Annotated in this window: 20 protein-coding genes; 11 read left to right on the top strand and 9 right to left on the bottom strand. The window is 52.5% G+C overall.

Going from position 1 to position 22,994, the window contains the following annotated elements; genetic code table 11:
- Positions 1-10 precede the first annotated feature (10 nt).
- Positions 11-715: a response regulator transcription factor gene (locus tag Q4E93_RS25315; RefSeq protein WP_303590129.1), complete on the bottom strand. Its 705-nt coding sequence runs from the start codon at positions 713-715 to the stop codon at positions 11-13.
- Positions 716-833: 118 nt separating this feature from the next.
- Here Q4E93_RS25315 and Q4E93_RS25310 point away from each other — a divergent pair, with 118 nt between their 5' ends.
- From Q4E93_RS25310 to Q4E93_RS25290, 5 genes are all read left to right on the top strand, one after another.
- A complete protein-coding gene (locus tag Q4E93_RS25310) occupies positions 834-1,205 on the top strand; it encodes a co-chaperone GroES (protein WP_303590127.1) in 372 nt (123 codons plus the stop codon).
- Positions 1,206-1,318: 113 nt separating this feature from the next.
- Positions 1,319-2,725: a bifunctional UDP-3-O-[3-hydroxymyristoyl] N-acetylglucosamine deacetylase/3-hydroxyacyl-ACP dehydratase gene (locus tag Q4E93_RS25305; protein WP_303590126.1), complete on the top strand. Its 1,407-nt coding sequence runs from the start codon at positions 1,319-1,321 to the stop codon at positions 2,723-2,725.
- A gap of 134 nt (positions 2,726-2,859) precedes the next feature.
- Positions 2,860-3,705, top strand: coding sequence for an acyl-ACP--UDP-N-acetylglucosamine O-acyltransferase (lpxA, locus tag Q4E93_RS25300; protein ID WP_303590124.1), 846 nt, complete (start codon positions 2,860-2,862; stop codon positions 3,703-3,705).
- Positions 3,686-4,303 carry an ABC transporter ATP-binding protein gene (locus Q4E93_RS25295; RefSeq protein WP_303590122.1) on the top strand — a complete coding sequence of 206 codons (618 nt, stop codon included), beginning with the start codon at positions 3,686-3,688 and terminating at the stop codon, positions 4,301-4,303. The genes lpxA and Q4E93_RS25295 overlap by 20 nt, the downstream gene beginning before the upstream one ends.
- Before the next feature lie 6 nt (positions 4,304-4,309).
- Positions 4,310-5,230: a hypothetical protein gene (locus Q4E93_RS25290; protein WP_303590119.1), complete on the top strand. Its 921-nt coding sequence runs from the start codon at positions 4,310-4,312 to the stop codon at positions 5,228-5,230.
- A gap of 3 nt (positions 5,231-5,233) precedes the next feature.
- On the opposite strand, the gene Q4E93_RS25285 is transcribed toward Q4E93_RS25290, so the two are convergent.
- A complete protein-coding gene (locus Q4E93_RS25285) occupies positions 5,234-6,448 on the bottom strand; it encodes an alanine dehydrogenase (RefSeq protein ID WP_303590118.1) in 1,215 nt (404 codons plus the stop codon).
- Positions 6,449-6,529: 81 nt separating this feature from the next.
- A complete protein-coding gene (gene tsaE / locus Q4E93_RS25280) occupies positions 6,530-6,946 on the bottom strand; it encodes a tRNA (adenosine(37)-N6)-threonylcarbamoyltransferase complex ATPase subunit type 1 TsaE (protein WP_303590116.1) in 417 nt (138 codons plus the stop codon).
- Between the two features lie 26 nt (positions 6,947-6,972).
- On the opposite strand from tsaE, the gene Q4E93_RS25275 reads away from it, so the two are divergent.
- Both Q4E93_RS25275 and Q4E93_RS25270 read left to right on the top strand, forming a co-directional pair.
- Entirely contained in the window at positions 6,973-8,934 is a 1,962-nt protein-coding gene (locus tag Q4E93_RS25275) for a heavy metal translocating P-type ATPase (RefSeq protein ID WP_303590114.1), read from the top strand.
- A 13-nt stretch (positions 8,935-8,947) separates the two neighbouring features.
- Positions 8,948-10,666, top strand: a complete 1,719-nt coding sequence (locus Q4E93_RS25270) for a RecQ family ATP-dependent DNA helicase (RefSeq protein ID WP_303590113.1) — start codon at positions 8,948-8,950, stop codon at positions 10,664-10,666.
- Positions 10,667-10,685: 19 nt separating this feature from the next.
- Here the strand turns inward: Q4E93_RS25270 and Q4E93_RS25265 are convergent, their stop codons facing one another.
- From Q4E93_RS25265 to Q4E93_RS25255, 3 genes are read right to left on the bottom strand one after another with little or no spacing between them, the layout of a single operon-like run.
- Positions 10,686-12,245: a helicase HerA-like domain-containing protein gene (locus Q4E93_RS25265; protein ID WP_303590112.1), complete on the bottom strand. Its 1,560-nt coding sequence runs from the start codon at positions 12,243-12,245 to the stop codon at positions 10,686-10,688.
- 48 nt (positions 12,246-12,293) lie between these two features.
- Positions 12,294-13,367 carry a UDP-3-O-(3-hydroxymyristoyl)glucosamine N-acyltransferase gene (gene lpxD / locus Q4E93_RS25260; RefSeq protein ID WP_303590110.1) on the bottom strand — a complete coding sequence of 358 codons (1,074 nt, stop codon included), beginning with the start codon at positions 13,365-13,367 and terminating at the stop codon, positions 12,294-12,296.
- The gene (locus tag Q4E93_RS25255) at positions 13,337-14,569 is read right to left on the bottom strand and encodes an HD domain-containing protein (protein WP_303590108.1); all 1,233 of its coding nucleotides are present in this window, start codon (positions 14,567-14,569) and stop codon (positions 13,337-13,339) included. The genes lpxD and Q4E93_RS25255 overlap by 31 nt, the downstream gene beginning before the upstream one ends.
- A 139-nt stretch (positions 14,570-14,708) precedes the next feature.
- On the opposite strand from Q4E93_RS25255, the gene porX reads away from it, so the two are divergent.
- From porX to Q4E93_RS25240, 3 genes are all read left to right on the top strand, one after another.
- Entirely contained in the window at positions 14,709-16,271 is a 1,563-nt protein-coding gene (gene porX, locus Q4E93_RS25250; RefSeq protein ID WP_303590107.1) for a T9SS response regulator signal transducer PorX, read from the top strand.
- A gap of 138 nt (positions 16,272-16,409) precedes the next feature.
- On the top strand, positions 16,410-16,688 hold the full coding sequence (locus Q4E93_RS25245; RefSeq protein ID WP_303590105.1) for a hypothetical protein: 279 nt from the start codon (positions 16,410-16,412) through the stop codon (positions 16,686-16,688).
- Between the two features lie 52 nt (positions 16,689-16,740).
- On the top strand, positions 16,741-17,517 hold the full coding sequence (locus Q4E93_RS25240; protein ID WP_303590103.1) for an MBL fold metallo-hydrolase: 777 nt from the start codon (positions 16,741-16,743) through the stop codon (positions 17,515-17,517).
- Positions 17,518-17,579: 62 nt separating this feature from the next.
- On the opposite strand, the gene Q4E93_RS25235 is transcribed toward Q4E93_RS25240, so the two are convergent.
- Together Q4E93_RS25235 and Q4E93_RS25230 are read right to left on the bottom strand one after the other, a co-directional pair.
- Positions 17,580-18,329, bottom strand: coding sequence for a LytR/AlgR family response regulator transcription factor (locus Q4E93_RS25235; protein WP_303590102.1), 750 nt, complete (start codon positions 18,327-18,329; stop codon positions 17,580-17,582).
- A 1-nt stretch (position 18,330) separates the two neighbouring features.
- Positions 18,331-21,432: a two-component regulator propeller domain-containing protein gene (locus Q4E93_RS25230; protein WP_303590100.1), complete on the bottom strand. Its 3,102-nt coding sequence runs from the start codon at positions 21,430-21,432 to the stop codon at positions 18,331-18,333.
- A 229-nt stretch (positions 21,433-21,661) separates the two neighbouring features.
- On the opposite strand from Q4E93_RS25230, the gene Q4E93_RS25225 reads away from it, so the two are divergent.
- Positions 21,662-22,384, top strand: a complete 723-nt coding sequence (locus Q4E93_RS25225) for a hypothetical protein (RefSeq protein ID WP_303590099.1) — start codon at positions 21,662-21,664, stop codon at positions 22,382-22,384.
- 265 nt (positions 22,385-22,649) lie between these two features.
- On the opposite strand, the gene Q4E93_RS25220 is transcribed toward Q4E93_RS25225, so the two are convergent.
- On the bottom strand, positions 22,650-22,994 hold a 345-nt coding region (locus Q4E93_RS25220), incomplete at its 5' end, for a hypothetical protein (RefSeq protein WP_303590097.1).

Raw genomic sequence — 22,994 nt, 5'->3', positions numbered from 1 at the left:
GAATGCTGTATTAGGCTTTTACAGGAGCAACGAGTCTGAAGCCGTTACCATGTATATTTACTATTTCGATCTGATTGTCATCTTTCAGATACTTACGCAGCTTAGCGATGTATACGTCCATGCTGCGGCCGTTGAAATAAGTATCGCTGCCCCAGATCTTTTTCAGGGCCTGTTCCCTGGGTAGCAGATCGTTCATATGTTCCGCCAGCATCTTCAGCAGCTCATTCTCCTTGGGTGAAAGGGTTTGTGTCTGGCCTTTGTGGCTAAGCTCCCGCAATTTTGGGTTGAAGTGGTAGGAGCCCAGATCGAATTCCTTATTATCCGATTCCTTGTTGAGGTCGTCGTTGCGTTTGAGGATCGCCTTGATCTTCATTAACAGCACTTCACTGTCAAAAGGCTTGGTGATATAATCATCCGCACCCAGCTTATAGCCCTGGATGATATCTTCCTTCATCGTCTTGGCGCTGAGGAAGAACAAAGGGATATCAGGGTCTACATCCCGGATTTCCTCCGCCAGGGTAAAGCCATCCATATGCGGCATCATGATATCCAGCAGGCAGAGGTCGAACCGTTCGCGCTGAAAAGCGGCCAGTCCTAATCGTCCGTCGCGCTCCAGGGTCACATCAAAATCACTTAATTCCAGATAGTTCTTCAGGACACTTCCGAGGTTCTGATCGTCTTCACACAATAATATTTTGGGTTTCTTGCCTTCCATGATTGATGTTTTTATATACGCGAAAGATAGATACAAATAAAATTAAATCATTTCCTCTTTGCCAACCACTGCGGCTAATATTTTGTTAATAATTGGTTTTCAATCTAATTTTGTCTTTATGCAGCTGACTTCAGATAACAAATTTAAGAAACTTGTGATCATTGGCGACCGGGTGCTGATCCGGCCATCCAAGGGGAATGAACGCACAGATTCAGGTCTTTATCTTCCCCCCGGCGTCCAGGAAAAGGAAAAAGTGCAGCAGGGTTACGTCATCAGGACCGGACCGGGATATGCCATTCCGATGCCTGTGGATGATGAGCCCTGGAAGCAGAGCGACGAACAGGTGAAATATATCCCGCTGCAGGCGCGGGAAGGGGATGTCGCCATCTTCCTGCTCAGCGGGGCCACGGAAGTGATGTACCAGGGTGAGAAGTACTTTGTCGTACCCCAGAGCGCTATCCTTATGCTCGAAAGAGAAGAGGACTTATGAAAGCTACAAGCTGCAAGCTACGAGCTATGAGCCAGTATTTGATAGGCGTTTATGGATATAAAAAAAACCTAGCTTGCGGCTTGTAGCTTGCGGCTTGCAGCTATATTTGCCAAATGGACGCAAATTTCAACCCTGATAAACAGCATACATTAGCATCGGCAGCGAAAATTTCCGGGACAGGCCTGCATACAGGCATCCAGGTGGATATGACGCTGAAACCCGCCAACCCGGGTTTTGGCTACCTTTTCCAGCGGGTGGACCTGCCAGGACAACCCACCATCAAGGCAGATTGCGACCTGGTGACGGATACTTCCCGTGGGACGACCCTGGAGGAGAACGGCGCGAAGATCAGCACGGTGGAACATATCCTGGCAGCGCTGGTGGGGATGGGCGTGGACAATTGCCTGGTGGAGGTCAATGGTCCGGAGATCCCCATTATCGACGGAAGTTCCCAGCCTTTTGTGGAGATCATCGAAGCCGCGGGGGTGCTGGAGCAGGATGCGGCCAAAGCATGGTACAGCATCGATACGAATATCACCTTTTATGACGAGAAGAAAAGAGTGGAAATGGTGGTCATGCCCGCCATGGAATACAAGGTAACGACCCTGATCGACTTCAACAGCCCTGTTTTGGGGACCCAGCATGCCGGGCTGAAGAATATAGGGGATTTCAAGGCGGAAATCAGCCCTTGCCGTACGTTTTGCTTTCTGCACGAGCTGGAAATGCTGCTGGAGCACAACCTGGTCAAAGGGGGCGATATCAACAACGCCATTGTCATCGTGGACAAGCCTGTCACACAGGAAGAAATGAATCGACTGGCCAAGGCATTCAAAAGGGACAAGATCGAGATCAAGAGCGAAGGATACCTGAATAACCTGGAGCTGCGGTTCCCCAATGAGCCGGCCCGGCATAAGTTGCTGGATGTCATAGGCGATCTGGCGCTGATTGGCTATCCTATCAAAGGCCATATCATCGCGAACCGGCCCGGCCATTCCTCCAATGTGGAATTCGCCAAAAAGATCAAGCAATATATCCGCCGGAACAAGCATGTGAAGAATGTTCCCATATATGATCCCAATCAGCCACCTGTCTTCAATATCCATCAGATAGAGAAGACACTCCCCCACCGACACCCCTTCCTGCTGGTGGATAAGATCATCGAGCTTACAGACAGGCACATCGTGGGTATCAAGAACGTCACCTTCAACGAGCCTTTTTTTGCGGGGCATTTTCCCGGTAATGCCGTCATGCCGGGGGTGCTGCAGATCGAAGCCCTGGCGCAGACCGGGGGCTTGCTCTGTATCAATACGATGCCGGAAGGGCAATACGACACCTACTTCATCAAGATCGACAACTGTAAATTCAAGGCAAAAGTAGTACCGGGAGACACCATGATCCTGAAGATGGAATTACTCAACCCGATCCGGCGGGGCATCTGTGAAATGCGGGGCACTGTTTTTGTCGGCAATAAGATTGCCACAGAAGCCGACCTGATGGCACAATTGGTAAAGAGAAGTTAAGAGGTATGGGGGGAAGTTTATTTTAGTGTAATTGTGTCAAATAAGTTTATTTTTGTAAGATGCTGGGTAAAGCTCAGCATTTTTTTAATAGGCCTATGAATAAGAAGGCGGTAATCCATAAGGAAGATCCAATAATGATCCAAGTAAAAGATAATCAATCAATTGAGCGACCGTTGATCCATGCTTACACCTCTATTCACCCCAATGCCCGGCTGGCGGCCGACGTACGGGTGGATCCTTTCACCATGATCCATCACAATGTAGAGATCGGTGCAGGGACCTGGATTGGGAGCAATGTCACCATCATGGAAGGCGCCCGTATCGGAAAGAACTGCCGGATCTATCCTGGAGCCGTCGTAGCTGCTGATCCTCAGGATCTTAAGTTCGACGGAGAAGAGACGACCGTCGTAATAGGCGATAATACCACCATCCGCGAGTTTGTTACCATTCACAGGGGAACCCGGGATCGCTGGACGACGAAAGTGGGGAAGAACTGCATGATCCTGGCTTATAGCCATATTGCGCATGATTGTATCATCGGGGATAACTGTATCCTCAGCAATAATAGCCAGGTGGCGGGGCACGTCACGATTGGGGATTGGGTTATTTTGGGGGGCATGTGCGCCATCCACCAGTTTGTAAAGATCGGTAATCACGTTTTTCTGGGTGGGGGCTCCCTGGTAGGAAAGGATATCCCTCCTTATATCAAAGCCGCCCGTCTGCCCCTCAGCTATTCTGGCGTCAATTCTGTAGGGCTGAAGCGTCGCGGCTTTACCATCGACAAGATCAATCATATCCTGGATATCTACCGGGTAATTTATAACAAGGGCATGAATACCAGCCAGGCGCTGGAATTCCTGGAAGAGGAGTTCCCCGCCAGCGATGAAAGGGACGAGATCGTTACCTTTATTCGCGAGAGCGGCCGGGGGATTATTAAACGCTTTAGCAAAAGCAGCTTTGATGAAGATTACGCTGATTGATGCAGGTAAACGCTTCAACCGCGATTGGATCTTTCGTCATTTCCATTACGAATTTATTGCAGGGCGTACGTACGCCATCACTGGTGTGAACGGATCCGGTAAGTCGACGCTATTACAGGCTGTCGCGGGAGCTATTGGCATCAGCGAAGGGAGGATCGAGTATGCGCGTGAAGGAACGATCGCGCCGGACCAGGTGTTCCGGCATCTTTCCATTGCGGCCCCCTACCTGGACGTTATCGAGGAGATGACGGTGACGGAGTTCCTGCATTTTCATGCGTCGTTCAAGCCTTTGCTTGCAGACTGGACGGTGAAAGAAATCTTACATAAAGTGGGGTTGGCGGCTGCTGCAGACAAGCAGATCCGTTATTATTCTTCGGGTATGCGCCAGCGGGTGCGGCTGGCCCAGGCTATTTTCTCCGATACGCCGCTGGTGTTGCTGGATGAGCCGTGTACCAACCTGGATAAGGACGGGATCACGCTCTATGATCAATTGATCAGGGATCATTGCAAGGGGCGGCTGGTGATCGTCAGCTCGAATGATGTGCAGGAGTATGAATTTTGCGAGAAAGTCATTAATATTATGGATTACAAGTTGTAATCAAATATGATCAAGAGCAGGTTCGGCTTCTATTATATTTATTTCCCTATCTTTCTTTTTAGCATGCTGCTGATTCCGGGTGTCTTCCTCATGCATCAGCAGGGAAGAATATTTCCAGGGCTGATGCTGGTAGCAGGAGGTGTGGCAGGCGGCTGGCTGGTGGCAAGAAGGATGATCATTATCAGGATATGCCCGGACAGGCTGGAGCTAAAAGGTCTATTCTTTAAAAAGATCATCTACAGGAATGAGATCACTTCCATCAAACTTTTTGCACGAAAAAAGGCGGGCATTCTAAACGGCAATAAGCGCAGCAATGCCATTGTCATTGAATGGAACGGTGGGCAAAGCGAAGTGTTGCCGGACATTTTTTATCGCAATGTCCCTGCGCTTAAACAGGCCCTCCAGGAGGGTTATATTGCAGCTCCGGGAAGCGGCCCCCTTTTTCCGGACCCCTTGGGCGCTGACCCGATCCCTGCCGGAGAAGAGGATCTTGCTGAGACATTTGCTGGTCGTCCTTTACTCAATATGCCGATGCTGCAATTGCTGGTTATGATAGGCGCATTGATCTTTGGGCTACATGCGCGCAAGGGCAGGCTGGACCCCATCAGGGATGAGACCATATTACCTGCCGCTATTATTTTGCCTATTTATCTCATCAGTGGGTTTCAGCTATTCTATTTTAAGGTCTCCGGTAGCTATCTCATTTTGAAAAATTATCTTTTTCCCTGGTATAGGCGGGGATACAGGCTGGAAAAGAGCAGGGAGATCATTTTTGAACAATTTTACAGAGGCGCTAATTCTTTACGTGTCAACATGCAAGGCTTTTTTTCCAAACAATATTCAGCCGGCAGTCTTGGGGACAAAGACTGGAAAGCCTTAAAAGAAAGACTGGAAAGTTTGAAGGTTACTGTGAGGGACGAGCTGTAAGCGTCACCGCTGACTGGCGATCAATAAATTAAGATCCGTATATTTCAGGTCGAAGCGCTGGCTGAGATGGAAGTTCGTCAGCGCTCCCTTGAAGAGGTAGATACCGCTCCGCAGGTGGATCTTATGCCAGACGAGGTTCTCGAAGCCGCCTTCTTCCCCCGCCTCCAGCAGCAGCGGCATCAATACATTGCTAATGGCATGAGAGGCCGTCCGGGCAAAGCCGGAAGGGATGTTAGGGACACAATAGTGGATGACCCCGTATTTCATGAAGATGGGATGTTCGTGGGTGGTGATCTCGCTGGTCTCGAAGCAGCCGCCCCTGTCGATGCTGACGTCGATGATCACGCTTCCAGGGCGCATATTGCTCACCATTTCGTCCGTGACCACCACGGGCGTGCGACCGGTCTGGGAGGAAAGAGCGCCTACGGCGACCTCGCAGGTTTTCAGCTGTTTGGAAAGGATGCGGGGCTCCATCACGGAGGTCCACATACGCTGTCCGATGTTGTTCTGAAGGCGCTTTAGCCTGTATACGCTGTTATCGAATACTTTTACGGAAGCTCCCAGGGCCAGTGCGGCCCGGGCGGCAAACTCACCTACGATGCCTGCGCCCAGGATAATGACCTTGGTAGGAGGGATACCGGAGATGCCACCGAGCAGCACGCCTTTCCCATGATTGGCCGAGCCGAGATATTGGCCAGCGATCAGCATGACGGCGCTGCCGGCGATCTCGCTCATGCTCCGGACGATGGGATAGGTGCCGCTGTCGTCCTTGAGGTTTTCAAAAGAGATGCCCGTTATCCGCTTGTCCATCATCTTCTGCAGGAGCTCCGCCTTCATGGCGGACAGGTGGATGGGGGAAATAACGATCTGGTTCAGCTGCAATAAGGGCAGATCCTCTTCGATGACGGGAGCGCTTTTCACGAGGATGGGCGCCTTGAAGACTTCGGACTTGTCATATACGATCCTGGCGCCGGCCTCGCTGTAATCTTTATCTCTGTAGTGGGATGCCTCGCCAGCGTTGTGCTCGATGATCACATCATGCCCATTGCTGATCAATACGCCCACCGCATCCGGCGTCAGGGCTATGCGGTTTTCCTGGAAGGCGACCTCTTTGGGTATGCCTATGTTGAGAGGAACGCCTTTCGGCTTCACATCCAGGGTTTCTTCCAATGTTTCGTAACTGAAGGAGGTGCTGATTATTGGTTTTTGCTGAGACATGTGCTCGTCAAATTACAATTTAAAATTGGATTTAAAGCGCTAAAAATGCGTGTCTGGATGAGGGACTTTTTCGTGCGCTGTTCATGAATCGGAAATTTGCGTGATTTTCCGTGTTTCGGGATCGATGACCGCGATCTGCAATGCGATGGTTGCCGGCGGAAAAATGCCGGGGGCCCTATCCGGCCACTCCACCAGGCACAGCTCTCCGCTGTACAGGACATCTTCCACGCCTGCCCGAAGGGCTTCCTCTTCGTCCCGGAGCCGGTAGAGGTCGATGTGATAGACCTTTCCGCCCGGATATGCGTATTCATTGATAATGGAAAAAGTGGGACTTCCTACTGTGTCGGTGACCCCTTTCGCCGTGCATAGCGCATGGATGAAGGTGGTCTTGCCCGCTCCCATGTTCCCATGGAAAGCGAAGACCTTTTGCAGGGGCCACTGCTGCCAGAACTTTTCAGCTGCCGGCAGGATATCCTGCAAATGAAAACAGATCTCCATGCTGTAAAATTAACTTAGTTTGCGTTATGTCCAAAGGGGTAATCAACAGGCATCTGCGCTATTTATTCATCTGTCTGCCTTTTACGGCGATACTTTTCGTGCAAGAGATGGGAGCTGGCATGGTCTGGCTGACAAACCCGTGGATACAGCTGGCGATCTGTCTGCCTGTTTATATTACAGGGATGCATTTTTTTGGACGCAGCGCCCTGAAAAGTATCCGGAAGGGCAAACCGAATATGAATGTGCTGATAGCGGTGGGGGCTTCGGCCGCCTTTTTGTACAGTCTCTCCGGCACATGGATGGGGTTAGGGGCGGACTATGTGTTCTATGAAACCGCTGCTGCCATTATTACCTTTGTATTCCTGGGATATTACCTGGAGGATGTTGCTGTCCGGAGCACGCAAAAAGCCCTGGACGGGCTGGTACGTTCTGAAAAGACCATGGCCAATATGGTGGCATACGATGATGAGCAGCAGGAGATGGTCTTCCCGGTGGAGGGTGATCAGCTGCGGAGCGGCGATCTTATCCTTATCCGCAGCGGGGAGAGGGTGCCTGCCGATGCAAAGATCCTTTGGGGAGAGGCCAGTGTCGACGAGTCTATCCTGACAGGAGAGAGCCTGCCATTGGACAAGCGGTCGAAGGATTTCCTGGTTGGAGGCAGCATCCTGGTGGCGGGAACTGTTCGTGCCCAGGTGACGGCGGATGCGGGGGATTCTGTGTTGGCCGGCATTGTCCGGATGGTGCGGGAGGCGCAGGGGGAAAAGGCGCCTGTACAGCGGCTGGCGGACCGGATCAGCGCGGTATTCGTTCCTGTCGTGCTGGGGCTGGCAGTGGCCGCATTTGGGCTGAATTATTTTTTCCTGCATGCACTTACGCCGGCGCTGATGCGCGCCATTGCTGTGCTGGTCATTGCCTGTCCCTGCGCCATGGGGCTCGCTACGCCGGCGGCCATTGCCGTTGGACTGGGGAGGGCTGCCCGGCAGGGTATTCTTTTCCGGAGGGCTTCGGGGCTGGAGGCATTTAAGGGGGTACGGCAGGTAATATTCGATAAGACAGGCACGCTGACAACGGGGGAATTTGCCATCGTCGGGTGGCAGGTGGCCCCGGCCGGGGGGCATGCTCCGGAGCGGGATCGAATGGAGGCGGGTGGGACCGGGTCGGGGGTTGGTCCCACGCCTGTCAGTCCGGAGGAGTTCCGGCGGATCGCCTTTTCCCTGGAGAAATATTCCGCCCATCCCATCGCGCGCGGTATCACCCGTGCATGGCGGGTGAAGAATGACCAGCGGTGGCGCAAGATCGAAGAGATCCGGGGGGTGGGCATGCGGGCAGAGACAAAAGAGGGGGATGTGTATATTGCGGGCTCCTATAAAGTGGCCGCCGGGCTGACGCGGGAAGAGGGTCATAGTGTTTATATCGTTCGCAACGGTCAGCTGCTGGGTTGGATTGATGTGGAAGATACCCTGCGTGCAGAGGCGGCGGCGGTCTTACAGTGGCTGCGGGTCAAGGGTTTCCGGACGGTGTTGCTAAGCGGTGATAAGGAGGACAGGTGTGCCCGGGTGGCGTCCCAGCTGGGTGTCGACGAGGTCTTTGCACAGCAGACACCGGAGCAGAAAGTCGCGGTGGTCTCCCGGCTGAGCGCGGAAGCGCCCACGGCCATGGTAGGGGATGGGATCAACGATGCGCCGGCATTGGCTGCGGCAACCATCGGCATATCGATGAGCGATGCGGCTCAGCTGGCTTTGCAGACGGCAGATGTGGTGCTGATGGGGCATGGTCTGCGGCGGCTGCCCGCGGCCCTGGAGCTGGGTCGCCATACTTTCACCACCATCCGGCAAAACCTCTTCTGGGCTTTCTTTTATAATATCGTGGCCATTCCGGTGGCTGGATTGGGTTTGCTTACGCCAGCGGTGGCGGCCCTGGCGATGGGGTTCAGCGACGTGGTGCTGGTCCTTAATTCTCTCCGGTTGTTTGTGAGAAAAGTGAAGTAGTTTCGATGTAGCTATGAGCTTATCTCCGAGAACCATATTAAAGCAATATTGGAACCACGATACTTTTCGCCCTTTGCAGGAGGACATCATCCGGAGTGTGCTGGATGGCAAGGATACACTGGCCCTCCTGCCCACCGGCGGCGGTAAATCCCTTTGCTTCCAGGTGCCGGCCATGGCCAGTCCCGGTCTTTGCCTGGTGGTCAGCCCGCTGATCGCCCTGATGAAGGACCAGACAGACCGGCTGCGCCGCAAGAATATCACAGCCTTTTCCCTCTATTCGGGCATGAGCAGGAAAGAGGTGGTCAATACGCTCCGGCTGGCAGTTGAAAGCAACTGCAAATTTTTGTATGTCTCCCCTGAAAGGCTGGAGACGGGACTTTTCCAGGAATATCTCCCTTCATTGCCTGTCAACCTGATCGCCGTCGATGAAGCGCATTGTGTATCCCAGTGGGGGTATGACTTCCGGCCGCCTTACCTGAGGATCGCCGCTTTGCGTGAACAGCTGAAAGCGCCCATGCTGGCGCTGACTGCTTCGGCTACGCCGGAAGTCCTGGAAGATATCCAGGAGAAGCTGCAGCTGCGCCAGCCTGCCGTGTTCCGCAGCTCGTTTACCCGTCCTGATCTTTCTTACAGTTTTTTTGCGACGGAAGGAAAGCTCCAGAAGGCGGCGGATATCCTGCAAAAAGTGCCGGGCAGCAGCATCATCTATTGCAATACCCGCCGCGCTACCAGGGAGGTGGCCGAACAGCTGAACCGTCTGAGCATCCCCGCCGGCGCCTATCATGCCGGTCTTTCAAGGGAGGAAAGAGGGACCGTGCAGGATGCCTGGTTAAAAGACCGGCTGCGGGTGATCGTTAGCACCAACGCCTTCGGCATGGGGATTGACAAACCGGATGTGCGGACGGTCATTCATTTTCATCCGCCGGAATCAGTGGAAAATTACTACCAGGAAGCCGGCCGGGGCGGGAGGGACGGGAGTAAGGCGTATGCCGTCCTGTTATGCGACGGACTGGACAGGGACAGGCTAAAGGCCCTGCCCGGGGTTCGTTTCCCGCCGATCGACAAGATCCGGCCGGTGTACCAGCAGCTGATGAACTACCTGCAATTGCCAGTGGGCAGCGGGGAGGGTAATTACTACGACTTCGATCTCTTTCGTTTCAGCGATGCCTTTGGATGCGACACGACGACAACCCTGAATGTGATCAGGACGCTGGAGCAGGAAGGTCTGTTGAATTTTCAGCAGCAGGTGTTCCTTCCTTCGTCGGTGCAGTTTACCACGGCCAAGCAGGCGCTGTATGATTTCGAGCATGATCAGCCTGCGTTGCAGCCGCTGATCCATACGTTGCTGCGGACATACGAGGGTGTGTTTGAAAGGCCTACGCCCGTGAGGGAAAAGCAATTGGCGTATCTCACCGGGAAGGATGTGCCGCAGGTAGTCAAAGAGCTGCAGCAATTGCAGGGGTACCATGTCATCGATTATACGCCGCAAAAGGATAGTCCGCAGCTGTATTTTTTCTATGGGCGTCCGGCAGCGGAGGAACTGTATATCGACCCGGTGGGTCATCGGCTGAGAAAGGAACAATTTGCAGCACGGGTGCAGACCATTCTGCGGTATATGGATCTGTCCGTGGAATGCAGGAGCCGCATGCTGGCGAATTATTTCGGGGATAAGGGCGCGAAGGATTGTGGCATCTGCGACAATTGCCGGAAGGCAGGAAGGAAGACCGGATAAGCTGAGGATGGCCGTGCACTCAGAACAGGCTGCTCTTTCTACGGGAGGTGCGCCCCCCCAGTCCCAATGCTCCCAACAGGCTGCGGGTGATGACGCTGGCCGCCGTCCTGCCTACCTGGCGGGCTGCGGGGCTGTCGAGGAGTTTTTCCAGGGTGCTTTTTTCGGGTTTGCCTGCTTTTTTGCTTTTGCCGGCATCATCATCTTCATTAGCACCTTTTTCTGCAGCCTCTTCCAGCTTGGCATTGAGGATCTCATAGGCGCTTTCGCTGTCGATGGTTTCGTTGTATTTAGCCACCAGCTTCGATTTGCCCGTGATGGCATCGATCTCGGCCGGCTGCAGGATGTCCATGCGGCTGCGCGGCGAGCACAGCATGCAATGGACGAGGGGGGTAGGGATACCTTTTTCGTTGAGCAGCGTCACAAAGGCTTCGCCGATGCCCAGCTGAGTGATGAGGTCTTCGGTCTTATAGAAAGAGGACTCGGGGTAGTTCTCCGCGGCTTGTTTGATGGCCTTGCGGTCGGCCGCTGTAAAAGCCCGCAGGGCATGCTGCACTTTCAGGCCCAGCTGGGAAAGGACGCCGGCGGGAATGTCGGTGGGGTTCTGCGTACAGAAAAAGACGCCTACGCCTTTGCTGCGGATGAGCTTGATGATGGTGAGGATCTGTTGCAGGAGCGCATCGCCGGCTTCCTGGAAGACCAGGTGTGCTTCGTCGATAAAGAGGACTAGTTTGGGTTTGTCGGGATCGCCTTCTTCCGGGCAGATGGCATAGAGCTCGGCCAGCATCTGCAGCATGAAGGTGGAAAATAATTTCGGCCTGTCCTGGAGGTCCGTCACGCGAAGGATATTGATGATGCCCCTGCCATCGTCGCCGATGCGCATGAGATCATCCACTTCAAAGCTTTTTTCTCCAAAAAATGGATCGGCGCCCTGCTGTTGCAGCTCGATCACTTTCCGGAGGATGGTGCCGGTGGAGCTGGTGGCGATCTTTCCGTATGTTTTCTCGATCTCCGCCTTGCCTTCGTTGCTGACATATTGCAGCACTTTTATAAAATCCTTCAGGTCGAGCAGGGGGAGCTTGTTGTCGTCACAGAATTTGAATACGAGGGCTACCACGCTTTCCTGGGTGTCATTGAGCCCGAGGATCCGGGAGATTAGGACGGGCCCGAACTCGCTTACCGTGGCACGTAGGCGGACGCCTTTTTCCTTGCTCAGCGAGAGGAATTCGACAGGATAAGCTGCGGGTGTGTAGGTTGTACCGATGAGCTTATAACGCTCGGTTATTTTCTCATTGAGCGTACCGGCCGCGGCCAGTCCGCTGAGGTCGCCTTTGATGTCCATCAGCAGCACGGGGATGCTGGCATCGCTCAGCGCTTCGCTGATCATTTGCAGGGTCTTTGTTTTGCCGGTGCCTGTGGCGCCGGCGATCAGCCCATGACGATTCATGGTCCGGAGGGGTAGATAAATGTCAGCGCCTGGGACGGCGTGGCCATCCAGCATACCGACGCCGATACGGATGGACGCTCCTTTGAAAGTATACCCATCTTTAATAGCAGGAAGAAAGTTATCGGTATTTGACATAGATGAAAACTATTAGGCTGGCCCTAAGGTATCAATTCTTCCGTGTTTTTACACCTTTTCCGCCAACAATTGACGGACCAGCTCTTCCAGCTCTTTCAATCTTTTATCAAGGTCGGGGAGGTTGCGGCTGAGGGCCTGGCTGCGCAAGGCGCTGGTGTAGTCGTAGGCTGGGCTGCCCGTCACGGCGCCTCCCGGCGTCTTGATGGATTTGGTGACGCCGCTTTGCGCATTGATCTTCGCTCCGTCGGCAATCTGCACATGGCCTACGATACCTGCCTGTCCGCCGATCATCACCTGGCTGCCGATCTTGGTGCTGCCACTGACACCAGCCTGGGCCGCGATGACGGTGTGGTGACCTATCTCCACGTTGTGGGCGATCTGTATCAGGTTGTCCAGCTTGGCCCCTGTCCGGATGATGGTGGAACCGATGGTGGCGCGATCGATGGTGACGTTGGCGCCGATCTCCACATAATCCTCCACGACGACATTGCCGATCTGGGGAACTTTTTTGAAGCTGCCATCGGACTGCGGAGCAAAGCCGAAGCCGTCGCTCCCGATGACGGAGCCGGCATGGATGGTTGCATGCGCTCCTATCGAACAGTCATGGTAGATCTTTACGCCCGCGTGAAGGATGGCATTGTCCGCGATCTTCACATTGTTGCCGAGGTAGACATGGGGATGGATCTTTACATTATTGCCGATGACGACGCCTTCTCCCAGGTAAGCAAAGGCCCCGACGAAAACATGCTGCCCGAGTTTTGCCGTTTTAGCGATATAGGAAGGTTCCTGGACACCGGTGAGCTGCTGGGCTTCTATTTCCTGGTATTTGGCCAGCAGCACGGCAAAAGCGCTGTAGGCATCCGGAACCCGGATCAGCGTGGCGTCGATGGGCTGCTTGAGCTCCAGCGTTTCGTTGACGATGATGACAGAAGCCGCCGTGGTATACAGATGCTCTTCATACTTTGGGTTGGCCAGGAAGGCCAGCTGCCCGGTCACGGCCTCCTCGATCCTTCCAAAAGAGGCGACTGAAGCATTCGGGTCCCCGTCTACTTTCCCGTTGATGAGCATGGCTATTTGTGCGGCAGAAAAGGTCATATTGCTGAGACTGTGTTTAGGTAGCAAAGATAGAATTTTTTCACAGGGCTTGCCAGCGTTTGTTGAATGAGTGCATTGTCCACCTGTGAGATATCCCTTACTTCTCCATTTTTGAAGAGGATGTTGATCTCTTCTTCCAGAGGATCGTAAGTGGTATTTGTCGTCTGTCCCGTAAAGACAAAATAATCCGCCTCCTCCAGGGAGATGCCTTCTTCCCGGCTGACCTGTTCCTTCAATTCCATTACGTGTTCTTCAGGGAAGGGGGTTGCCTGCAGACAGACTTTTAACAGTCGACGGTCGATGAGGCGCCGGCAGAGTAAGGATAAAACCTTATCCGGATGGAACATCCATTGTTTGATGGTGGTCGTCACGTCGTAATCGTCCAGAAGGCAGAACTTATCCAGGTTCCTTTCAATGAGTTCACGGCTTTCCCCGGCTCTCAGGAACAGGTCGAGTATAGGGCTGCAGGAGTTCAGCTGCGGGCCTTTTGCCAGGAGTTCCTTGGCCCTTTCCATGATGCGGACGAGCATTTTTTCCGCGCTGAGCACAGTCTTGTGCAAATAGACCTGCCAGTACATGAGGCGACGGGAAACGAGAAATTTTTCAATGGAGTAGATGGCTTTTTCCTCCACCATTAGCTCCCCGTTGTGAACGACCAGCATTTTCAGGATACGGTCATACCCGATGACCCCTTCGGAGACGCCTGTGAAGAAGCTGTCTCTGGTGAGGTAGTCCATCCTGTCCGTATCCAGCTGCCCTGATACCAGCTGGTGCAGATAGCGTTTTGGGTGTTCGTCCGTAAAGATATGAAGGGCCGTATCCAGCCTGCCGCCAAATTCCTGGTTCAATACTTGCATAATGAGGATGGAAATCTCCTCATGGCGAACGTCCCGGATCAGGACATTTTCCAGCGCGTGGGAAAAAGGGCCATGGCCTATATCGTGGAGGAGAATGGCAACTTTGGCGCCCAGCTCTTCTTCGGGGGTGATAGCGACTCCTTTACGCTTCAATTCGTCCAGGGCGCTGCACATCAGGTGATAGGCCCCCAGGGAGTGGTGCAGGCGGGTATGTACGGCGCCGGGATAGACCAGGTGGGCAAAAGCCATCTGGTGGATGCGGCGAAGACGCTGGTAGTAAGGATGGGCAATGATATCCAGCAACAGCGGGTGGTCCAGTGTAATAAAGCCGTATACAGGATCGTTGATGATCTTGCGGGGCATTTGAGCCATTCTTGTTTGAGTTTTGTTAAAACGATCTTAAACAATCTTCAAATCTACAAATACGGGTCGGATAATATAAATTTACCTTTGATCCCGCCTTCGGCCAGCGATTGTTTTTGAACCGGTGCAAAATAAAATAGAAAAAAATATGTCTCTCGGAAAAATACTATGGGTCGACGATGAAATAGAAAGTTTACGGTCTCAGATCCTTTTTTTGGAGAACAAGGGTTACGAGGTGAAGGGAATGACCAATGGTTTTGACGCGATCGATTTTGTAAAGGAGAACCCCATCGATGTGGTCCTGCTGGATGAGACGATGCCTGGTATCACGGGTCTGGAGACCCTGGCCAAGATCAAGGAGGTCAATCAGCAGATGCCCGTGGTGCTGATCACGAAGAATGAGACGGAGAACCTGATGGACGATGCCATCGGGAGCCAGATCACCGATTATCTGATCAAGCCGGTGAACCCCAACCAGGTGCTGCTGAGCCTGAAGAAGATCATCGATAATAAAAGGTTGGTGGCAGAGAAGACGACCACGGCCTATCAGCAGGAGTTTCGCAGTCTTTTCATGGCGCTCAACAGCAATCCGAACTACAACGAGTGGATGGATATTTATAAAAAGCTGGTGTATTGGGAGCTGGAGATGGAGAAGTCGGATAGCCCGGAAATGCGGGAAGTTTTCCAGACCCAGAAGCAGGAGGCCAATACGGAGTTTTTCAAATTCATCTCGAAGAACTATGCGCGTTGGGTCAATCCCAGGGCGGAGGAAGGGCCTATCATGTCCCATACTTTGTTCCGCTTTAAAGTGATGCCGCATGTGGAGAAGGGGACGCCTACTTTTTTTCTGCTGCTGGACAATCTCCGGATAGACCAGTGGAAGGCCATCCAGCCCATCTTCGCAGAAAATTTTCGCATAGCGGAAGAGGATAGTTTTTACAGCATATTGCCTACGGCGACCCAATATAGCCGGAATGCTATTTTTGCGGGATTGATGCCCATCGACATTGAAAAGCAGTTTCCCAATCAATGGAAGAATGACGACGAGGAAGGAGGAAAAAACTTGTATGAAGAGGATTTTTTCCGCGCCCAGATGAAAAGACTGAAGCGGGACGATCTGAAATTCTCCTATACGAAAGTGCTGAATTACCAGGCGGGACAGGACCTGGTGAACAATATCCATAACCTTTTGAACAATGACATCAATGTCATCGTCTACAATTTTGTGGATATGCTAAGCCATGCCCGTACGGAGATGGAGGTGCTCAAGGAGCTGGCAAGCGACGAGACGAGCTATCGCAGCATTACGGCCAGCTGGTTCGAGCATTCGCCCCTGCACCAGGCCCTGAAGAAGATCGCGGACAAGAAGATCAACCTTATCCTGGCCACTGACCATGGCAGTGTGCGGGTAAAAACGCCGTATAAGGTCATTGGCGACAAGCAAACCACTACCAATCTCCGTTATAAGCATGGCCGTAACCTGAATTACGAGGCCAAAGAGGTGCTGGCCTTCCGGGATCCCAAGGAGGCGGGGCTGCCGGTGCCTACCGTGAATTCGTCGTTTATCTTTGCCAGAGGGGACGGATTCTTATGCTATCCTAATAATTACAACTATTATGTCAATTATTACCGCAATACTTTCCAGCATGGGGGCATCAGCCTGGAAGAAATGATCATCCCGGTGATCCGTATGACCAGTAAGAATGGTTGATATCCACAAATATGGGGATGCTGTGGATAAAATCGAAGGGGCCAAGGGGTAGGTAGGCGGGGTATTTAGTACCTTTAGGCTGTATATGGCACGAGCGGAGCGACTGTGTTCGGCCATTAAAAAAGACATTGAGAACGAATGAAGTATACCCAAACCACATTAGACAAGATCGAGCGGGTGCTGGATGAGGCAGAATACATCGTTCGCTATGAGAGAGGTAATTTCCAGAGCGGCTATTGTATCCTGGAGCAGCGGAAAGTGGTGGTGCTGAACAAATTCCTCCAGCTGGAGGGTCGTATCAATACCCTGGTGGATATTATCCCTCAATTGAAGATCACGCCTGAGAACCTGAGCCCCGAGGTCAAAAAAATATATGACGACATTCTTGCTATGCACCATTCGGTGGACAACGAGTAAAGGAGTGACCGTGGTCTCCGTTCAGTAAGCAAATTCCACTTACCTTTAACCAGTGAGCTATCCATCTTTAAAGATCACTTTTCTGGGCACGGGCACCAGTACGGGGGTTCCCATGATCGCCTGTCCCTGTGCGATATGCGCATCGCTGGATAAGAAGGACAAGCGGCTCCGCAGCAGCATTCTTGTTCAATCGCCCACTACCACCCTTGTTGTAGATACTACGCCTGATTTCAGGTGCCAGATGCTTCGGGCGAACGTCCGGACACTGGACGGCGTCGTCTTCACCCATCCTCATAAAGATCATCTGGCGGGATTGGATGACGTACGCGCGTATAATTATTTCCAGCAGCAGCCCATGAATGTCTATGCGAATGAGATGACGCAGGAGACCATCGTCCGTGAATTCCCTTATGTATTTGCGGAAATGAAGTATCCCGGGATACCGGACATCCGGCTCAACAGGATAGAGAGCGATCCTTTTACAGTAGGGGACATCGGCGTGCGTCCTATCCTTGTATGGCATTTGCAGATGCCTGTGCTGGGTTTTCGATTTGGTGATTTTACTTATATCACGGATGCCAATCGTATTGAGGAGGAGGAGAAGGAAAAGATAAGGGGCAGCGAGGTCATCGTGTTGAATGCGCTGCGTCACGAAAAGCATATTTCCCACTATACATTGCAGGAAGCCATCGATCTTGTACGGGAGCTGGAGATACCCCGGGCTTATTTCACACATATCAGCCATCAGCTGGGTTTCCATGCGGAGGTGAATCATAGTTTGCCGGAGGGGATGGAGCTGGCTTATGACGGGCTGGTGATTGAGCTGTGAGCTGGACTTATTAAAACCTTTGCTCGTAGCTGGTAGCTCGCAGCTCATAGCTGGTAGCTGAATCAAATGGCGAACAGCTTCAGGAAATCTTCCTTTTTTCTCCGGGCTACATCAATGACGTCGCCATTCTCCATGACGACCTGGCCGCCGTCGCCCCGGATATATTTCCTGACGTATTTCAGATTGACGAGATGGGAATGGTGAATGCGGTAAAAATGATACGGCTGCAGCATGGCCTCGAAATCCTTCAGCAGCCGGGTAACCACGAGGTTCCTGCCATCCGTCAGAAAGATCTTCGCGTAATTGGAACTGGATTCGATGCGCGCGATGAGGCTGATGGGTATGAATTCCAGCCCCTCACCTGTCGGGATGGCGATCCTGTCTTCCTGGCTTTTGGCGTCCGTAAATGACTGTCTCAACAATTCAAGCTTTTGCCGGGTGTGCAGATCGTGGGTTGCGATCAATCGTTCCACTGCCTGCTGCAGGTCTTTGATGGCGATGGGCTTGGTGAGGTAGTCGAATGCGCTGATCCGGATGGCGTCGATGGCATAATGGTTATAAGCGGTGGTGAATACAACATCGAAATCATATTCATCCAGCTCGTCCAGCATGCGAAAACCATTCATCCGCGGCATTTCGATATCCAGGAAGAGCACGTCCGGGTGGAGCTGCCTCAGCAGCGTGATGGCTTCTTCAGGCGATTGGGTGACGGCCAGTACCTTAATGTCGGGACAGAACTCGGCCAGCTTCTGGCGGAGGTTTTGGAGGCTATTGAAGTTGTCGTCCACAATAATGGCATTGAGCGGCTGCATGTTACATAGCTTTAATAGTGATCTCAACCCGGGTGCCCCTGGGCATGTCATACTTGTCGTACAGGTCGGTGATAACGACTGAACCATTGCTCCCGGTCTGACGGTTGAATATATTTATCCTCTCTTCGGTGATCTTCAATCCCACGCTTTTGTGAAAGGGCTTGTTGCTGGCCTTGTATTGCTGCGCCTGTTGTCTTCCGATGCCATTGTCTTCTACGATATACCTGATCCTGTCGGCTTCCAGCCTTGCAATGACCACCAGGGCCAGGTCCTCGCTCCGGCTGGGCATCAGTCCGTGTACAATGGCGTTTTCCACGTAAGGTTGGATGAGCAGGGGAGGTACGTGATAGTCCTCATTCAGCAGGACGGGATCGATGATGGCCTTGTAAATGAATTTATTATTACAGGATATCTGCTCCAGATCGATGTACAGCTGCAGGGCTTCCATATCCTTCGCCAGGGGTATCAGTTCATTGCGGCTGCTGTCGAGGATCATCCGTATAAGCCAGGCGAATTTATTGAGATAATCGCTGGCCAGCCTTTTTTCATTCTGCATGATGAAGTTCTCGATGCTGCTGAGGCTATTGAAAATAAAGTGGGGATCCATCTGCGCGCGCAGAGCCTGCATTTCTGTCTCGACGACCTTTTGTCTGAGGGCCGATTCGTTCCGGATGGTTGAGATACGTCTTTTGACAAGGAAGATGACCAGGGCGGCCAGTATCCCCAACGCCGATGTCCTGAACCACCAGGACTGGTACCAGAACGGGGCTATCATGATGTCCATCTTATCTTCCCGGGCATTCAGGTCGCCCGTCTTGTCCTCGCCCTTCACATACAGGGTGTAATGGCCTGGCATGAGGCCGTTGAAATTGATATGTCCATTGTCGTTGGCCCTGAACTCATTCATCAGGGGCTCCAGCTTATAAAGATAATGCAGCGAGGCTGTGTTGTAATAGCCGGGTATGGCAAAGTCTACGGAAAAAGAATTCCGGCCTGCAGGGAGCCGGAGCTTTTTTTCCTGCCCGGTGCCAAGAGGGAACAGCAGCGAACTGTCGGTGGCCGCCGCTTCAGTAATGATGGCAGGAAGCTGGCTGCTGACAAAATTCAATTTTTCCGGGTGGAATACGGCAATGGCTCCTTCGAGCCCGGCGATGATCTCCCCCTTTTTGTCAGGACTGATAAATCCGGCGAAATCGCTGCCAGGGAGACCGTCGCGGCCATTGAAGGTGATCCATTTTTTCTTTGATGCGATGTAACACCAAACCCCGGAATTGCCGTTGGCCCAGGCGTTCTGCGCCGTGTCGAAACATATCCTGAACATGGCGCCCATCCTGCCGTCTGCGGTGAAATGCTCTTCTATGATGTTTTCCTTTGCGTTGTAAATGAAGATCCCATTGCTCGCGGCCAGCCATATTCTGCCTTGTTTGTCCTCCTCCATCCCATAGATCCCTTTCGAGAGGAGGTGATAGATGGAGTCATTAGAAGGTGTTACAGGCACACACCGGCCTTGCGCGGGAACGTATCTTACGAGGTTCCTGCCCTCGTTGCTGCTGAGGAACAAGTCCCCCTTCGATGTCTTCAACAGGTAGTTCAATCTTCCTGGCAGCGCGCCGGCCGTGGAATCCTGGGCGGAAAGATGGCCTATGAATGTCCTGGTGACGGTGTTGAAAATAAACAGTCCTTTGTTCACCGTACGAATGAGTATACGGCTGCTGTCCAGCGCGACAATGGTGCGGAAGGCGCCGTCTTTTTCCGCTGCGGGCGGGAAGTACAATCTTGTCGATGCACGAAGCAGATCATATACGACCAGACCGCTGTCGGTGCTGATGTACAGATCGGACCCTCTTTTGAAGAAATAGTATGCATTGAGAGACCATCTGTTGGCCGTGGCGGACAGTGGATACAGGCTGGTAAAGTATTTCTTCAGCCGCATGTCCTTATCATAGGCAAAAGTCGCTTTAAACCTGGTAGAGAGCCAGGTGGTGCCGCTGTCTTCGAAAAAGCTGAAGGCAATTCCTGTCGATGTCCTTTCGTAGTCGGGCCGGCCGGGTTGGGTCACGGGATGGATATCGAAGATCTTTCCCGAAGCCTGCACGTAATTCACTCCCCGGTTAGTGCAGATCCATAGGTTCTTGCGGCTGTCCGCGTACAGGGAAATGAACAATGTTCCCTCCAGTGAGTGTGGATCGGCGGGATTCCAAGCCAGCTTTTTGAACGATTCGCCCTTCTGATCGAGCAGGTAGACGCCCGAATAAAGGGCTTCGGCCACCAGCCAGTTTTGATCGTTGTAACGCCATTCGAGGATATCTGTTACAGGCAGGTTGTGGGCCAGTTTTAATTTTCCACTGGCAGGCTCGAAGAGCCATAAGGATGCTCCCCAGGTGCTGATCCAGTAGCGGCCTTCCTGGTCTTGCAGGATATGACGGATGGATGCGTGGGCCAACTGGCGGGAGAAGTCAAATGTCTGAATGGGTTGGATGCCGGATGGGTCGAGGAGGTAGATCCGATTGGCACAATAGGCCCATCTTTTTCCATCATGGTCGGACATGATCCCTTCGTATCCTTCTTTGAGGGTCTTTTCGTAAAAAAAGGGCGCTGTTCGTACTTTTATTTCCCGCAGGCTCATGTCGTCCTGCACCTGACAGATGACATCTTTCTGATTGGTAAGGTACATCGTACCGTCCTTCTCTTCCATCACCGAAACGCTGTTATTGTTCCTTAGTCGCCTGGGGGATGGCATTTCCGTGGAATAGTTCACGAAAACATTCTTATCCGGCAGAAAGCAGCTGACGCCGCCGCCGGTGGTGATCCAGATGCGTCCTTTCCTGTCGCAATATAGTGTTTGGATATCGCTAAACACCAGTGAATTACTATCCGCATCGTGGTGGAAATACTGTTTTACCCGATAGCCATCGCAACGGTTGAGACCATTATCGGTGCCGATCCAGATAAACCCCAGTTTGTCCTCCGTCATGCAGGTGGTGGTATTGCTGCTAAGTCCGCCGTCGGTGGTAAGGTGGTTGAATTGCAGCCCGGGAAAGGATTGCCCTGTTGCAACTGCTCCCAATATGAGCATCAATATCGATAAAAAGAAGTTACGCATGTGCAGTCAATGGAGGTTCCACCTTGGAAAAATAATAAAAAGCGCTGATAAAAGACCCGGATAAGGGCAGATGGTGGAAGTATTGCGTAAGAGGCGGATCCGGCTATGCTGCCGGCGCCCGGCTTTGACGGACCAGTTACGCGAAATCTGCCTCCGCCGGCGAAAGGTGCGTTGCAGGAAAAGATGCGGAAGGCTAGTTTCGGGTCCTGAAACAAATAAAACATTGACAATGCATAAATCGATTGTATTGACGGTCCTTGTCGGAGCAACGACCTTTCTATCCTGCCATAAGAGTGATCACCCAGCCAGCAACAACTCCTGCAAGCTGACGGGACTACAGGTGAAAGGCAATGGGTGGTCAGAGAATTATATCATTGCGTATGGAAGCGATGGCAGGCTCAGCAACGTACAGTATTCGGATGGCAGCACTTCCTATACCAGGAGCTTTACCTATGCCAGCGGTATGATCATCATCAACATTACAGGGACATCGCCCGCCATCGACACGGTGTTCCTCAATGCCAATGGGGATGCCGATCACATTATCATGCACATGGGGTCGAGCAATGTCACGGTGTACAGGTTTACGTATGACAGCAACCGGCAATTGACAAAAACTTCTTCACAGACCAACGGCGGTGGTGTCATCGAAGCCACGTATCAATATAACAATGGCGATATAACGGAGGTGGACCAGGCCGGCGGCAGCTATATCTATTCCTACTACACGGATAAGCCGTCAGCGCCGGGCGACCCGGAGGTATTGGGACAGTGGATTCAATTCGGAGTGGTGTACCAGAAGGTGCGGCACCTCGTCAAATCCATCAGTGGCGGAAGCGTTACGGAGAGCATCACCTATACTTTCGATGCGAGTGGAAAAATAATAAGCGCCACACAGGGATCCGGCAGCAATGATATGGCCACCTCTACGTATACCTATGACTGTAATTGATATTTTTCACAGATGAGAAGATGTTTATTTCCACTGAAAGTCCAGTTGTGGGCCTTCCTGATGATCCCTTCCGGGCTTATTTCTACAAACGGGCTGGCGTCTCCGCGCTCAATTAAAAATAACTTTGAGATGTCCAAAGCCGGCACGGCTACCCTCTTCTTTCAACAGGACTTTACGGCCGGCGTGAGCATCTCTTACCTCGGGATTGATCGACCTGAACGGGCGGGTCGAAAAAAAAAGGCCCTCTGTGGAAACAGAAGGCCGTCTAACGATTGCTTGCCATATGAAAGTCTTTCTCCGGCGTCTTGCCGGTCTTTGAGGTCGTGGGCGGATTACCTTCGGTGATCCGTTGTTGGGGGGCTTTCAAAGCCCGCCAAATTCCCTTCGGGAATTTACGAGATGTTGCCTCGCTGCGCCCTTTGAGCAAGCTCAGGGCTCCGCTCATCAACATCTCTGACGCCTCCGGCGTCTTGCCGGTCTTTGAGGTCGTGGGCGGATTACCTTCGGTGATCCGTTGTTGGGGGGCTTTCAATGCCCGCCAAATTCCCTTCGGGAATTTACGAGATGTTGCCTCGCTGCGCCCTTTGAGCAAGCTCAGGGCTCCGCTCAT

Origin of the sequence: Flavitalea plasmicola (assembly GCF_030546645.1) — a bacterium.
GTDB lineage: Bacteria > Bacteroidota > Bacteroidia > Chitinophagales > Chitinophagaceae > Puia.
This window is presented reverse-complemented; position numbering and strand designations above follow the sequence as displayed.